This is a genomic window from Pseudomonas sp. JL3 (assembly GCF_031570575.1).
In the GTDB taxonomy this organism is placed as follows: Bacteria; Pseudomonadota; Gammaproteobacteria; order Pseudomonadales; family Pseudomonadaceae; genus Aquipseudomonas; species Aquipseudomonas cucumis.
The window spans coordinates 1-13900 of the sequence record NZ_JAKWJK010000009.1; the positions used below are offsets into that span (position 1 = coordinate 1).

Sequence of the window (13900 nt, forward strand, 5' to 3'; positions counted from 1 at the left end):
GATGACGCGTAATACCTGAAAAACCGCGGTGCATTCTTCGCCGGCAAGCCTCGCTCCTACAGACTCAACTCGTCTCGAGAATCGCCACTTCCTCCGGCACTTTCACAAAAATGCTGTACTTGGCACCTTCCATCGCCTCGAAAGCGATCAACTTCTCCACCAGCGGCCCATTCAGCACCTTGCCGGCATTGAGCAGCAGCATGCCGTTGTCGGCATTGAGATTGCGCGCCAGGATCATGCCCGCCACCAGATCCCGAGTGGTCAGCACCTTGACCATCGGATCGGCCAGCGTCACGTCGCTCAGATAAGTGGCGCAGACCTGAATGAAATCCTCCACCAGCTCCGGGTCGTAGAGGCGACCAGCGTATTGGCGGATATACACCAGGGCTTCGTCACTGTTCATCTGCCGTTCGAGGATCAGCCCGCGCTGCAACTCGATGAAATCCACCGCCAGTTTCAGCAACCGCGAACCGAACGGAATCGCTTCGCCCTTGAGCCGATCCGGAAAACCGCTGCCGTCCCAACGCTCCTGGTGATGCAGGATCAGCCGGGCGGCATCCTTCATCGGATCGAGCGTCATCAGCAGCGACTCACTCTGCTTCGGATACCCCCGATAGCGCTCGCGGTCATTGTGGTGCAGCAGGTCCGAAGGCGTGCTCATCATGCTGTCGGTCCAGCTCAATTTACCGATGTTGTACAGCGCCGCTGCCATGGTCAGGTCACGACTGGTGCCTTCGTCCAGGCCATGGAGTTTGCAGTACACCCGCACCAGTTCGATGATCTGCCGATTGGTCTGTTTGGCGGGCGGCAGGCGCAGGTTGGCCAGCAATGAAAACACTTCGGTGCCGGTGACATAGCTGCGCTTGAGCTCTTCGTAGGCCAGGTCCAGCATGTCGGCGGTCTGTTGCAGTTCGCTGGTACGGGCCGCGACGTGTTTTTCCAGGGTGGCGTTGAGCAGCTTCAGTTTCTCGTTCTGATCCCGTGTCTCCTGCACCAGACGCAATCGTTCACGCTCGGAATGCTGATAGGCCAGTGATTGTCGCAAGGTCAGCAGCATCTCCTCATCGTGCCAGGGTTTGCTGATGTAACGATGAATCTGCCCTTCATTGATGGCTTTGATAATGGCCGACGGATCAGCGTAACCAGTCAGCATGATCCGTGTGGTGTCGGGATAGCGCTGATGGACGTGGGCCAGCAACGTGGCGCCGTCCATATTGGGCATGCGCGCGTCACTCATCACCAGATCGATCGGCTGCTGCGCCATGATCTCCAGGGCCTGGGCACCGCTGGTGGCCAGCAGTACCTCGTAGGGCTGACCGCGCAGCAGGCGGCGCAGGCTGTTGAGAATCGACTCCTCATCGTCGACCAGCAGTAATTTGGGTTTATCGGTCACAGTCGTGGGGAGTTGCTCTTCCATGGCATTACCTCAAGTGAAACGTGTGCCTTTATGTTGCGCGCGGGGCGAACGTCCTGGCGTTCCCGAGCCTGACCTACAGGCTAGATGATTTTCAGCCCGACCCCGGAAATGATTCGTTTCAGTCAACCGGGCGAAGTGCTGGCCGGGCGACTATGCTCAGATCACTCGGATCCAGAACGATACCCGCTCCATCCAGCGATCAGGGAAGGGATACCCTCTATGAGCTCATTGCACCAACCTGCTGTCAGTACAGGCGCATGTCAGTGAATACGCTGCTTGCGCGGATTAATCGTCGGATTCTCATCGTTGATGACACGGCGTCGATCCATGAGGATTTTGCCAAGATTCTCAGCCCGCCATCGATCGAAGACGACAGCCTGCTCAGCGCCGAAAACGCCCTGTTCGGTACCCCTGCGTCGGTATCGTTGCAAAGTTTCGTCATCGATTCCGCGTTTCAGGGCCGCGAAGCGCTGGACAAGGTCGAGACCGCGCTGGCGAATGACTCGCCCTACGCGATGGCCTTCATCGACATGCGCATGCCGCCGGGCTGGGACGGTCTGGAAACCATCGAACGCTTGTGGCAAGTCGACCCCAAGCTGCAGGTGGCGCTCTGCACCGCGTATTCCGACTATTCCTGGGAAGACATCGCCGAACGCCTGGAACTGGGCGATCGCCTGCTTATCCTGAAAAAGCCCTTCGATGCCATCGAAATTCGCCAGATGGCCAGCGCATTGACCGCCAAGTGGCAAATGACCGAAGACGCAGCACTGAAGATGTCGCTGCTGGAGCATGCGGTCGAAGAGCGTACCCGGGAGCTGTCCGACGCCAACATCATCGTGCAGAACAGCCCGACCATTCTGTATCGGCTGCGAGGCGAACCGTCGTTTCCGTTGATGTACATCTCCCACAACATCACCAAATACGGTCACATCGCGGCGGCCCTGGTGGCGTCGTCCAACTGGGCGCAGGAGCTGATCCATCCCGACGATCAATCGAAAGTCGACACCGCCATGGCCCGAGTGCTGGATCGCCATGCGGCAGGTGCTTCCATCGAGTTCCGGATGCGCACCGGTGACGGTGACTGGCGCTGGGTCGAAAACCGCTATATTCCGGTGCGCGATGATGAAGGCCGTTTGCTGGAAGTCGAAGGCATCATCATCGACATCACCGAACGCAAACTGGCCGAGGAAAAAATCGCCCTGTTGGCCCGCACCGACGGGCTGACCGGGCTGGCCAACCGCGCGACGCTGATCGAACGGCTGCACCAGGCGTTCGCCGCCGCCCGGCGCGGGGCCACACCGTTCGCCATGTTTTACCTGGACCTTGATCACTTCAAACGCATCAACGACACCCTGGGCCATCCGGTGGGCGACCTGTTGTTGCAGGAGGTTGCCAGGCGTATCAAAGACTGCGTGCGCGAAAACGACGTGGTTGCCCGCCTGGGTGGCGACGAGTTCGCGATACTGCAACTGGACGTCGGCGATCCGACCCAATCAGCGGCCCTGGCCGCCAAGGTCCGCGATGCACTGGTGCTGCCCTACTCCCTGGCCGGCAATGATGTGCGGGTCTCGGTCAGCATCGGCATCAGCAGCTACGCACCGGTCAGCCTCAGCGCCGACAGCCTGTTGACCCAGGCCGACATGGCGCTGTATCGCTCCAAGGAAAAGGGCCGCAACCAGTACCACTTCCACTCCGAGGAGATCAATCAGGAAGTGGTCGAGCGCATGACCATCGCCAACGACTTGAAAACGGCCATCGAACACGACGAACTCGAACTGCGTTACTGGCCGGAAGTGGACTTGAGCAGTGGCAGGATCCTCGGCATGGAAGCGCAGGTCAGCTGGAACCACCCCGTGCGCGGTTTGCTGGAAGCCCCGGCGTTTCTGCCCGCGGCGGAAAAGACCGGCACCATCGTCGCCCTCGGTCACTGGGTGCTCGAGCGCGCCTGCCGACAAATGCGCCAGTGGCGAGACGAAGGCATGGCGCCACCGGTGGTGGCGATAAAACTGTCCCTGGCTCAGCTCAAGAGCGGTCCCGAGCTGATCTATGACGTGTTGCGCACCACCGCACGCTGGGAACTGTGCCCATGGGACCTGCGCTTCGACGTCACCGAAGCGACCCTGGCCCAGACCAAGTGGACGCACAACGATGTACTGCCGCGCCTGCGTGAGCTGGGGGTAAAAATAGCCATCGACGACTTCGGCACCGAATACTCCTCGTTCGATTACCTCAAGACTTATCAGGTCAATCACCTGAAACTCGCCCAGACCTTCATCGACATGGCCGCACGCGACCCGGCCAGTGCAACCACCTTGCGGGCCATCATCAACTTCGCCCGCGAGGTAGGGATCGGCATTATCGCCGAGGGCGTCGAAACCCAGGAGCAACGCAGTTCGCTGATGGCCACCGGCTCACCGATGAACGCCCAGGGGCACTACTTCAGCCGAGCGGTCAGCAGCCAACAGGCCGCCGAGTTGCTGAAGGCCGGGAGCATCGTGCATGCCACCCACGAAACCGGAGCGATGCCGGATGACTCGCGGCGTGCCACGGAGGACAAGGAATGAAAACTCCGTCCGTCCAGGCCAACCGGCGCATTCTGATCATCGACGACACACCTTCGATCCATCAGGATTTCCGCAAGATTCTCGGCCCGGATACCGACGACGAACAAACCCTCGCCGGCACTGAAGCAGCGCTGTTCGGCAGCCCCCAGTCGGCGCGGCTGGTGTTCCAGCTCGACTCCGCCTACCAGGGCGAGGAAGCGCTCGAACTGGTCACGCGCGCCCAGGCACAAGGCCGCCCTTACGCCATGGCGTTCACCGACATGCGCATGCCACCGGGCTGGGATGGCCTGGAAACCATCGAACGGCTCTGGAAAGCAGATCCTCACCTGCAAATCGCGCTGTGCACGGCCTTCTCCGATTACACCTGGGAAGCCATGGCCGAACGACTGGAGTTCGGCGATCAGTTGCTGGTGCTGAAAAAACCCTTCGACAGCCTGGAAATCCGCCAGATGGCCAGCGCCCTGACCTGGAAGTGGCAGATGGCGCAGGACGCGGCCATTAAAGTGCAGACCCTGGAGCAAACCATCGAGGCCCGTGTCCATGAGCTGCTCAAGGTATCGCACTTGTTGCAGTACGACGTATTGACCGAATTGCCCAACAGCACCTTGCTGGGCGACCGGCTGAACCAGTCACTGGCCCTGTCCAGGCGCCATGACAAGCAACTGGCCGTGATGTTTCTGGGGCTCGATCGCTTCAAGCGCATCAACAATGCCTTGGGTCATCCGACCGGTGACGAGATGCTCAAACGTGTCGGGCAAAACCTGGTGGCCTGCGTGCGCGCATCCGACTCGGTGTTTCGCTACGGCTCCGATGAATTTGTGGTGATCCTGGCTGACATCCACCACCCCCAACAGACCAAGGGCATCGCCGAAAAGCTCCTGAACGCCATACGCACGCCTCAACACATCGCCGGCCATGACCTGAGCGTGACGGCCAGCCTGGGCATCAGTATTTATCCAGAGGACGGTTTCGATGCCATCGCATTGATCAAAAAAGCCGAAACCGCGATGCGCAACGTCAAGGAAACCGGCCCGAACGATTTCAGCTTTTTCATCGATGAGATGAACCAGCGCGCCCGGGAACAGCAGAGCATCGAGTCGGGTATTCGCCTGGCGCTGGAACGCAACGAATTCGTCCTGCACTACCAGCCCAAACTTGACCTGAGCAGCGGCAAGGTGGTCGGCGCCGAGGCGTTGATCCGCTGGCAAAAACCGGGGCAAGGCTGGGTTTATCCGACAGACTTCATCGGTGTAGCCGAAGACAGCGGCCTGATCGTACCGTTGAGCAAATGGGTGCTCGCGCAGGCCTGTCAACAAGCCTGCGCCTGGCAAGCGAAAGGCCTGCCGGAGCTCTGCATGTCGGTGAATGTGTCGGCCATCGATTTCCGTCAGCGGGACTTTGTCGAAGGTATCGAACAGATACTCAAGCAAACCGGTATGGACCCCACTTTATTGGAGCTGGAAATTACCGAAGGCGTATTGATGCAGAATATCGATGCCACGATGGTCTCGCTGAATCGGCTCAAGGCATTGGGCGTGCGGCTGGCCATCGATGACTTCGGCACCGGCTATTCCAGCCTGAGTTATCTGCAACGGTTTCCCATCGATGTGTTGAAAATCGACCAGTCGTTCATTCGTGGCCTGAGCAGGGACAGCAATGATGCGGCCCTGGTCAGCGCCATCATCAGCCTGGGCAAGAGCCTCAAACTGACCGTCATTGCCGAAGGGGTGGAAACCCTTGAGCAACTGAATTTTCTCAAGGGCCTGCAGTGCGAGGAAGGCCAGGGTTACTACTTCAGCAAAGCCGTGGAGCCGGACGCCTTCGTGCAATACCTGACGTCCGTGCAGACCGCTTCATCCACCACCCCATGAACGATGTGCAACGACACTCAGGGCCCTGCGCCAAGGAATCATAAGATGTCGAGCCCCTTCTACTCTCTGCTTCTTGCGCCTTTGCTTGGATACTGTCTGATAGCCAGCGGCGCACCGCTGGACGAACCGCTCAAACCCTTGCCCGCGGTGCCCGAGCTGAATCCCTTGCAAGTCGAACTCGGTCGCCGGTTGTTCAACGAGCCACGCCTGTCGGTCAATAACACCCTGTCCTGCGCCAGCTGCCATCGTCTGGAAGCCGGCGGCGCTGACACCCAGGCGTTTTCCATCGGCTTCAACGGCGTCCCCTTGACGATCAACACCCCCAGCGTTTTCAACGCCAGTCTGAATTTCCGGCAATTCTGGAACGGCCGCGCCGATACCCTGGAAACCCAGGTTCACGAAGTGGTGCAGAGCCCCAACGAAATGGGCAGTCATTGGGAGCATGTCGTTAAGACACTCTCCGCCGACCCAGCTTATAAAAGCGCTTTCGCCAAGGCCTACCCGGACGGCGTGACCATGAACAATGTGCAAAAAGCCTTGGCCACCTATGAGCGCACGCTGATCAGCGCCAACTCGCGTTTCGACCAATACCTGCTGGGCAATACCGAGATTCTGACGATCGAGGAGAAGTACGGTTACCAACGCTTCAAGGGCTACGGCTGCATCGCCTGCCATCAAGGGGTGAACATCGGCGGCAACATGTTCCAGAAATTCGGGGTCATGGGCGATTACTTCGAGGTCCGGGGCAACCCCACCGAAGCCGATCTGGGCCGCTATCTGGTCACCAAGGCTGAAGAGGACCGCAACGTGTTCAAGGTGCCGAGTCTGCGCAACGTCGCCGTGACCGCGCCGTACTTTCACGACGGCTCGGCCAAGACGCTCGAAGACGCGGTAGACGTCATGTTCAAGTTCCAGCTCGGTCGCGTGCCCTCTGAGAAGGACAAGACCTTGATCATCAAATTCCTCAAGACACTGACCGGTGAGTGGGGAGGTAAACCTTTATGAAAACGTACCACCGTCGCAACCTCTTGGTGCTCAGTGGCGTGGCCTTGCTATTGGCTTCGACATTGCTGTTTCTGTACCTCAAATCAAGCTCCGACCAGACCGCGACGTACGCCGAGTCCCGGGACCTGATCCGCCAGATCAAACAGCTCAATGCGCAGTGGGAAACCGAGATTCTCAAGGCCAGAATTGCCATCAGCCACAATTACGATCCCCTGGTTGCACCGCTGAACGAGATGACACAGTTGTGGGAGCAGTTCGAGACCAAGGAGACCAATCACGGCCGCAACGACCCCATCTGGCATGCCGGCCATGACGCCTACCACACCGCCGTGCAGGAAAAAACCCGGCTGGTGGAGCAGTTCAAATCCCACAACGCGGTGCTGCGCAACTCATTGGCGTTTTTGCCCACTGCCGAAGACGACATCCAGGAACCGCTTACCCGACTGCTCGACGAAGACAAACTGCAACTCCAGAACATCGCCACCGACACCTACGACTTGCTGCTCAGCAGCCTGGAGTTCGCCCAGGTCACCTCCGACGACAAAGCCGCCGATATCCTGGTCGGGCTGAACAAACTGAAGGTGAACAAGGAACGATTACCGGAGCAGTTTCATAGCCCGATCGATGTCTTGAGCAATCACATCGCGCTGATCCTGCGCGAACAACCCGTGGTCAATCGGCTGCTGCAAAACATCGAAGCCGTTCCTGTGGCCGCACGGCTGGACGACATTACTGCTCTGCTGAACAAGGATCAGCAGCAAACCGAGGCAATCGACCGGCGCTACCACTTGTACATGCTGGTGTTTTCGACACTGCTGGTGATGGTGCTGGTGTACCTGGCAACTCGCCTTATGCGCAGCTTCGGCGAGATCAATCGGGTCAACAAGGAACTGCAAACGGCCAACGACATCCTCGAACAACGTGTCGAAGAGCGCACCCGAGAACTCAAGGATACCCAGAGTGAACTGCTCGACACCGCGCGCCAGGCCGGCATGGCTGAAATCGCCACTAACGTGTTGCACAACGTCGGCAACGTGCTCAACAGCGTGAACATCTCGGCCGACCTGGTCACCCGCAAGCTGCGTAGCAGCAAGGCCCAGGGATTGGGCAAGGCGATGCAGCTGATCAACGCGCATCAAGACGACCTGGGCGCTTTCCTGACCCAGGACGAGAAAGGAAAACTGCTGCCCGGTTACCTGAACCAACTGGTGGATGCCATTGCCCTTGAACAACAAGGCATGACCGACGAACTCGCGCAACTGAGCAAAAGCGTCGACCACATCAAGGACATCGTCGCCACCCAGCAGTCCTACGCGGGCGCCAACAGCCTGATGGAACCGCTGCACATCAGCGAACTGCTGGAAGACGCCCTGCGGATGAACGCCGGCGCCCTGACCCGGCATCACGTCACGGTGGTCAAGGAGTACGGCGATGTACCGCAAGTCATGGGCGACAAGCACCGGCTGTTGCTGATCCTGATCAACCTGATCAGTAACGCCAAATACGCCATGACCGACCTCAGCAACCGCCCTCGGCAAATGACCCTTGGGGTGAAAGTCGTCGAGGACACGATCCTGCAAATCAGCGTCAAGGATGACGGTGAAGGCATCGACCCGGAGAACATGACGCGGATCTTTGCCCACGGCTTTACCACCCGCAAGGAAGGTCACGGCTTCGGCCTGCACAGCTGTGCCCTGGCCGCGATCGAGATGAACGGCCACCTCACCGCCCACAGCGACGGGCCAGGCAAAGGTGCACTGTTCACGTTGCAGATCCCGTTGAAACCCGTCATGGAGGAAGCATGAGCGATCTTTCGAACCGACGCATTCTGCTGATCGACGACACGCCGTCCATCCACGAAGACTTTCGCAAGATCCTCACCCCGACATCGGCGCAGCATGTGGAGCTGGACGAAATGGAGGCCGCGCTGTTCGGCAGGGAAGTGAAGTCCGCCAGCGCCTTGTTCGAACTGGACTCTGCCTATGGCGGTCAGGAGGGGCTGGGCAAACTCATCCAGGCATTACAGGAAAACCGTCCCTACGCCTTGGCCTTCGTCGACATGCGCATGCCCGAGGGTTGGGACGGTGCGCAGACCATCGAACACCTGTGGCAGCAAGACCCGCAACTGCAAGTGGTAGTGTGTACCGCCTATTCCGACTATTCCTGGGATGAACTGCTGGAACGCCTGCACGCTCACGACCGCCTGCTGATTCTGAAAAAACCGTTCGACAACATTGAAGTCCAGCAGATGGCCAACACCCTGCTCACCAAATGGGAAATGACCGAACGGGCGTCCATTCAGATGAGCCATCTGGAACATCTGGTGGATCAGCGCACGGCCCAGTTCAAGCAGGCCAGCGAGGCGTTACAGCGGGAAATCGACGAGCGCAAACAACTGGAAAGCCAATTGGTGCAGTCGGAGAAACTCGCTTCGCTGGGGCAACTGGCGGCGGGCGTCGCCCATGAAATCAATAACCCCATCGGCTTCATTTCCTCCAACCTCGGCGCCCTCGATGGCTACTTCAAGCAACTGCAGGACATGCTCGATGCCTATCGGGAGGCGGAAAACGCCATTGGCTCAAGCGAGGTCATTGACCGTCTCGGTCAATTACGTGAACGGGTGGAACTGGACTTTCTGCGCGAAGACATTCCGTTGCTGATCAAGGAATCCAAGGAAGGCATCGGCCGAGTCGGGCAGATCGTCAAAGACCTGAAAGACTTCTCCCGCGTGGACTCCAATCAGGAATGGCAGTGGACCAATCTGCAACAAGGCATCGAGTCGACCCTGAACATCGTTGCCAATGAACTCAAGTACAAGGCCGATGTGGTGAAGGAGTTTCAACAGCTGCCCGATATCGAATGCCTGCCGTCGCAAATCAATCAGGTGATCATGAACCTGATCGTCAACGCCTCTCAGGCGATGGGGCCGGAACGGGGCACCATCACGCTACGCACCAGGCTTGAAGGTGAAACGGTGTCGATCGAGGTCGCGGACACGGGAATAGGCATCGAGCCGGACAACCTGCAGAAAATATTCGACCCGTTCTACACCACCAAACCGGTGGGCCAAGGGACAGGGCTCGGGTTGTCCCTGTCCTATGGCATCGTGAAAAAACATCAGGGCGATATTTCGGTGCGTAGCGAAGTCGGGATGGGTAGCACCTTTCGGGTCGAGTTGCCGGTACGGCAGACAAAAACAGCGGCTTGAACACCTGTCAAAGTGTTTGATCGTTCCCACGCTCTGCGTGGGAACGCCTCAATGGACGCTCTGCGTCCGCTCTTGGGACGCGGAGCGACCCGGGCTGTATTCCCACGCAGAGCGTGGGAATGATCGGTCAAAGGCGCACAATTGACCATAAGTCCCAGTCCGAGCTGTTTTCGTTAATTCTCCAGGCGCAGAATGCCTGACCGGCCATTGGAGCGCTTTTAGCTTTTACTGTGGGAGCTCAGGCATTCCACTGTGCTGAAAACAACCGAGTCCGAACCCAAGGAAACCGTATGAGCCTGTCCCTCCTGAGCCTCTACGCCTTCTTTGCCGTGTGTGTGATATTCACCCTCGCCAGCCTGCCCTTTCTGCAACACGACTGACTCTGGCCGATCACTGCCGTCACCGGCGTCCTCAGCCTCGTAGGGCTGTTCGATCTGCTGCAAAACCCCCACGCGGTGCGCCGTAATTACCCGATCCTGGGCAATATTCGTTATCTGGTGGAGGGTATTCGCCCGGAAATCCTCTCCAGATCACTAACCATACTAACAATCGCAACACCCCAGACTGACGGCCAAGCATCTGGTGCGACGCATGTCGGCCACCGAAATCAAACTGTTCTCGCAGTTGCATGTGTTTTTGAAACCGGGGGAATTGCTGACCGGTGAGGTGAACGGCGAGTTGTATTCGCGGATGTGGCAGATGGCGCGGGCGGATAGTTTTGAGCCTAATGAAGCAGCTGCCGCTTAGATTGCGTTTGCACGCCAGCCTCAAGGGTGGTTGGCGTTAGATCAAGAATGAACAAGCGGGCTTCGCTATCCCCTGCCTTTAACGTCAGCACATGTTTCCAGTGTTTGGGAAACAATGCGTCATGTTCAGGGCGAGCGTAACCCGTTACCCACCAGATCCGCCTGGTATTGAGTTTCAAGGTTGAAAAATCGTTGAAGAGAATCGAGTGCAGGTGACGGGGAATGAGTGCCCAGCCACCGTATTCGGCGGTTCCCCACAGGGCGCCTGTCGGTGTTTTGAACGCGTATAGCCTCGGCTGAATACCGGTCGAGTTGTAGTACGTGAATGGCAAGTACCAATACAGGTTATCGACAATGATTTCGTCACCCGGACGGACTTCGTTGCCAAGACCTTCGACCACGGCGTCCAGCCTTGCATCTTTGCGAATGCTTGTCCCGTTCATCTCATCCGTTTGTGCATAGACCGCCGAAAGCCCGTGTACTTCTGCCAATAAAACCAAAGCCATGGCGACAGCGGCAAGAACGGCGTGGCGTTGGCTCCATGCGTCCAACGCGAGCGCAACGATAAGGGGTAACGCGGCGGCAGCGAACACCAGATATCTGGCGTTGAATACCGGAACGATCAGCGACACCAGAAAAACGCTCAGCACCGGCACAAAAAAATAGCCCACCAATAAGATGCTGAAAGGTCGCTCATGGCGTGCCTTGAGCAGCGCCGCTGCGGCGCAAACAACGATCAACACCGAGGGCAACACACGCCATAAGGATGAAGGGCTGACCGCTCCCTCCATCATCACCAGTTGCCAAACGAAGGTCAGGGCTGTTTGCCAAGTGAGCGGCGGTATCCACTCGAGCCCGTCCATTCGCAGCAATTGATCGATGAAAGAAGGTATCCATGGCAGGTACAACACGACGATTGCGCTGTTGGCCAAGACCCACGCACGAAACGGTACTGCCGTGGACCGACCTTCATCTCGCACTCGCCACCAACACAGCCAATGCACCAAAACACACAACGCGGCGAAGTAATGTGTATAGAAAGCAGCCGTCATCAACAGCACGTAAAAAACCGGATAACGCTTTTGATCCGGTGCCTTGATCCAGCACACCAGCGCCACGGTCGCGCCCATCAGCCAGAAACCGAGCAAGGTGTACATTCGCACTTCCTGGCTATAGCGCACCGATATTGGTAGCAATGCCAACAGCAATGCCGCTATCCAGGTCGCCTTTCGCGTTGTCACCAGACTCATCAATTTAATGCACAGCAACAGCGTGCCGACATCGGCCAGTGCACTCAGGGATCGCGCAGCCAACACGCCATTGCCGAACAGCAACATCCAGAAATGCAGCAAGACGTAGTAAAGCGGTGGATGAACATCCCGCGCTGTCGTGGCCCAGATATACGCAGGTGAGCCCTCGGCCAGCAACAGGCTGTAGGCCTCGTCGTACCAGATGACCGGCACGGTGATGGCGTGAAACCTTGCACCCAACGCGAGGATTATCACCGCCACCAGACCTGCCTTGTCGGCCACTCGAGATAGAAAACTTTCGGGATGGATCAAAGAGGTAATCACCAGGCTCACCACTGCAGACTGGTGATCGGGGTCGGCTCTTTCATGACGATAAATCCGTAATCGCCCAGCAGATAGATGCGATAGAACTGGCTCTCCACCAGCGGTGGATAACCCTGATAACCCATCAGGGTCGCGTTACGCCGCTCCCTCTCCACCTCCACGTTGGTGATACCCGCCTTCGGCAGGTTTTCAGCCAGCATGAAAAAGTTGATGTTCAACAGATAATGCAAGACCGGCATCTGCTTGAACGAGCCGGCGGCCCCCACCAGCCAGTGATCGGAATAACTCACCGACAGATAAATGCGCTTGGCCTCGTGCAGTTGTCGATGGGCCGCAATGTCCTGCCCCAGGGAAAACAACGCGCTGGACGCGAAGGTGTTTTGCACCGTCAGCACGCGGCCATAAGCGTAGGACAGCGAAAGCATGGCCAGCAGAGGCACCGCCAACAGCAGCGGCAGCCGCTCATGGATGGGCGCCAGCGCCAGATGGCTCAAATAGAACAACAGCACCAGCAACACCGCGAAACCCATCAAGGTTCTGGCGCCTTCATTGAAGTCGCGAAAAAACAGCGCAGCACCCGACACCAGTAAAGTCACGACCGGCACTGTCAGCACACACACCAGGCCCATCACGATTTTTCTCAGCCCCGAGTCCTGGCGTTCAATCACGCTGCGGGCCAACCGTGCGCTGCCCACAAGGGCACACAACAGCAGCACGGCGAACACCCAAGTGAATCCACCGTGAAACAGCAGCGCGACTTTTTCCAGCACCCGGCCGATATTGATTTCAACTTGCAGCAAAGGCGCCGCCGCCCAGTTCAGCAACAAGGTGCGATCGTGATTCATGTACGGATAAGCCGTGACGCTGTAGATCAACCCGCCGAGCCCCACCTGCGCGAGTTTCCAGCCGATCAATTCGTACCATTGCCGCCAGGCCCACTTGTCATTCGCGCCCCTGAGCAGCTCCAGGCAACACAGGCCCAGAAACACATTCAGGCTCACCTGATAGAGCCCCAGCGCCAGCGCAATCAGGAAGGCCGGCACCAGCCACTGCAAAATGCGTGAGGGATGGCGAAAAGTGATCGCATAGATCACTGCCACCAGACTCAAGGCATTGGCCGGCCCGTCGTATTGATAAGACAGGTTCTGCAGGAAGAACGGGTTGTACCAGAGCGGCAACACCACCAGGCAGCAGGATATCGTCGGCTGCGGGTAGTAATGGAATGTCAGGCTGGTCAAGGCAAAGGCCATGGCCAGCGTGGCGATCAACAGCGGCAACGGAAAGATATTCGGCGCGCCGTCGCTGAACGTCAGCAGGTTGTAGAACAGCTCGGTGAACAACCGCCCCTGCTCCGCCCAGGCAGTACCGGCCGACAGCGAGCGCCAGTTGTCATCGATGTAGGGATAGTCCGCGAGGATCAGCGGGATGACATAAATCAGAATCGCGATGAAGAAAAACAGCCAGACCCGACGACGCCCGAGCTCTCTACTGAAAAAGTCGCCCAGTCTGCCCATG

At 58.2% G+C, this 13900-nt stretch carries 9 protein-coding genes and 1 pseudogene; 7 read left to right on the top strand and 3 right to left on the bottom strand.

The features are described 5' to 3' along the window. Window positions 1-64 precede the first annotated feature (64 nt). Entirely contained in the window at window positions 65-1417 is a 1353-nt protein-coding gene (locus MMG91_RS16545; RefSeq protein WP_305446732.1) for an HD domain-containing phosphohydrolase, read from the bottom strand. A 257-nt stretch (window positions 1418-1674) separates the two neighbouring features. On the opposite strand from MMG91_RS16545, the gene MMG91_RS16550 reads away from it, so the two are divergent. From MMG91_RS16550 to MMG91_RS16580, 7 genes and pseudogenes are all read left to right on the top strand, one after another. Then, window positions 1675-3981: an EAL domain-containing protein gene (locus tag MMG91_RS16550; RefSeq protein ID WP_310660175.1), complete on the top strand. Its 2307-nt coding sequence runs from the start codon at window positions 1675-1677 to the stop codon at window positions 3979-3981. Next, a complete protein-coding gene (locus tag MMG91_RS16555; protein ID WP_310660176.1) occupies window positions 3978-5852 on the top strand; it encodes an EAL domain-containing protein in 1875 nt (624 codons plus the stop codon). The genes MMG91_RS16550 and MMG91_RS16555 overlap by 4 nt, the downstream gene beginning before the upstream one ends. A gap of 45 nt (window positions 5853-5897) precedes the next feature. Continuing rightward, window positions 5898-6857 carry a cytochrome c peroxidase gene (locus tag MMG91_RS16560; protein ID WP_310660177.1) on the top strand — a complete coding sequence of 320 codons (960 nt, stop codon included), beginning with the start codon at window positions 5898-5900 and terminating at the stop codon, window positions 6855-6857. After that, window positions 6854-8662: a DAHL domain-containing protein gene (locus MMG91_RS16565; RefSeq protein ID WP_310660178.1), complete on the top strand. Its 1809-nt coding sequence runs from the start codon at window positions 6854-6856 to the stop codon at window positions 8660-8662. Before MMG91_RS16560 ends, MMG91_RS16565 begins: the two co-directional genes overlap by 4 nt. Continuing rightward, entirely contained in the window at window positions 8659-10065 is a 1407-nt protein-coding gene (locus MMG91_RS16570; RefSeq protein ID WP_310660179.1) for an ATP-binding protein, read from the top strand. The genes MMG91_RS16565 and MMG91_RS16570 overlap by 4 nt, the downstream gene beginning before the upstream one ends. 290 nt (window positions 10066-10355) lie before the next feature. Continuing rightward, window positions 10356-10646 (top strand): annotated as a pseudogene (locus MMG91_RS16575) (FMN-binding glutamate synthase family protein); the annotation flags it as partial. Between the two features lie 10 nt (window positions 10647-10656). Further along, entirely contained in the window at window positions 10657-10812 is a 156-nt protein-coding gene (locus MMG91_RS16580) for a hypothetical protein (RefSeq protein WP_310660248.1), read from the top strand. Here the strand turns inward: MMG91_RS16580 and MMG91_RS16585 are convergent. Then, window positions 10790-12394, bottom strand: a complete 1605-nt coding sequence (locus tag MMG91_RS16585) for a glycosyltransferase family 39 protein (protein WP_310660180.1) — start codon at window positions 12392-12394, stop codon at window positions 10790-10792. The two genes, MMG91_RS16580 and MMG91_RS16585, sit on opposite strands and share 23 nt — an antisense overlap. After that, window positions 12391-13899, bottom strand: a complete 1509-nt coding sequence (locus tag MMG91_RS16590) for a glucosyltransferase domain-containing protein (protein ID WP_310660181.1) — start codon at window positions 13897-13899, stop codon at window positions 12391-12393. The genes MMG91_RS16585 and MMG91_RS16590 overlap by 4 nt, the downstream gene beginning before the upstream one ends. Between the last annotated feature and the right edge of the window lies 1 nt (window position 13900).

What these genes read in the sequence shown, in the direction of transcription:
- MMG91_RS16555 (WP_310660176.1), top strand. Translation starts at nt 3,978, where the DNA reads ATGAAAACTCCGTCCGTCCAGGCCAACCGGCGCATTCTGATCATCGAC.
- MMG91_RS16570 (WP_310660179.1), top strand. Translation starts at nt 8,659, where the DNA reads ATGAGCGATCTTTCGAACCGACGCATTCTGCTGATCGACGACACGCCG.
- MMG91_RS16560 (WP_310660177.1), top strand. Translation starts at nt 5,898, where the DNA reads ATGTCGAGCCCCTTCTACTCTCTGCTTCTTGCGCCTTTGCTTGGATAC.
- MMG91_RS16565 (WP_310660178.1), top strand. Translation starts at nt 6,854, where the DNA reads ATGAAAACGTACCACCGTCGCAACCTCTTGGTGCTCAGTGGCGTGGCC.
- MMG91_RS16580 (WP_310660248.1), top strand. Translation starts at nt 10,657, where the DNA reads ATGTCGGCCACCGAAATCAAACTGTTCTCGCAGTTGCATGTGTTTTTG.
- MMG91_RS16590 (WP_310660181.1), bottom strand. Translation starts at nt 13,899, where the DNA reads ATGGGCAGACTGGGCGACTTTTTCAGTAGAGAGCTCGGGCGTCGTCGG.
- MMG91_RS16550 (WP_310660175.1), top strand. Translation starts at nt 1,675, where the DNA reads ATGTCAGTGAATACGCTGCTTGCGCGGATTAATCGTCGGATTCTCATC.
- MMG91_RS16545 (WP_305446732.1), bottom strand. Translation starts at nt 1,417, where the DNA reads ATGGAAGAGCAACTCCCCACGACTGTGACCGATAAACCCAAATTACTG.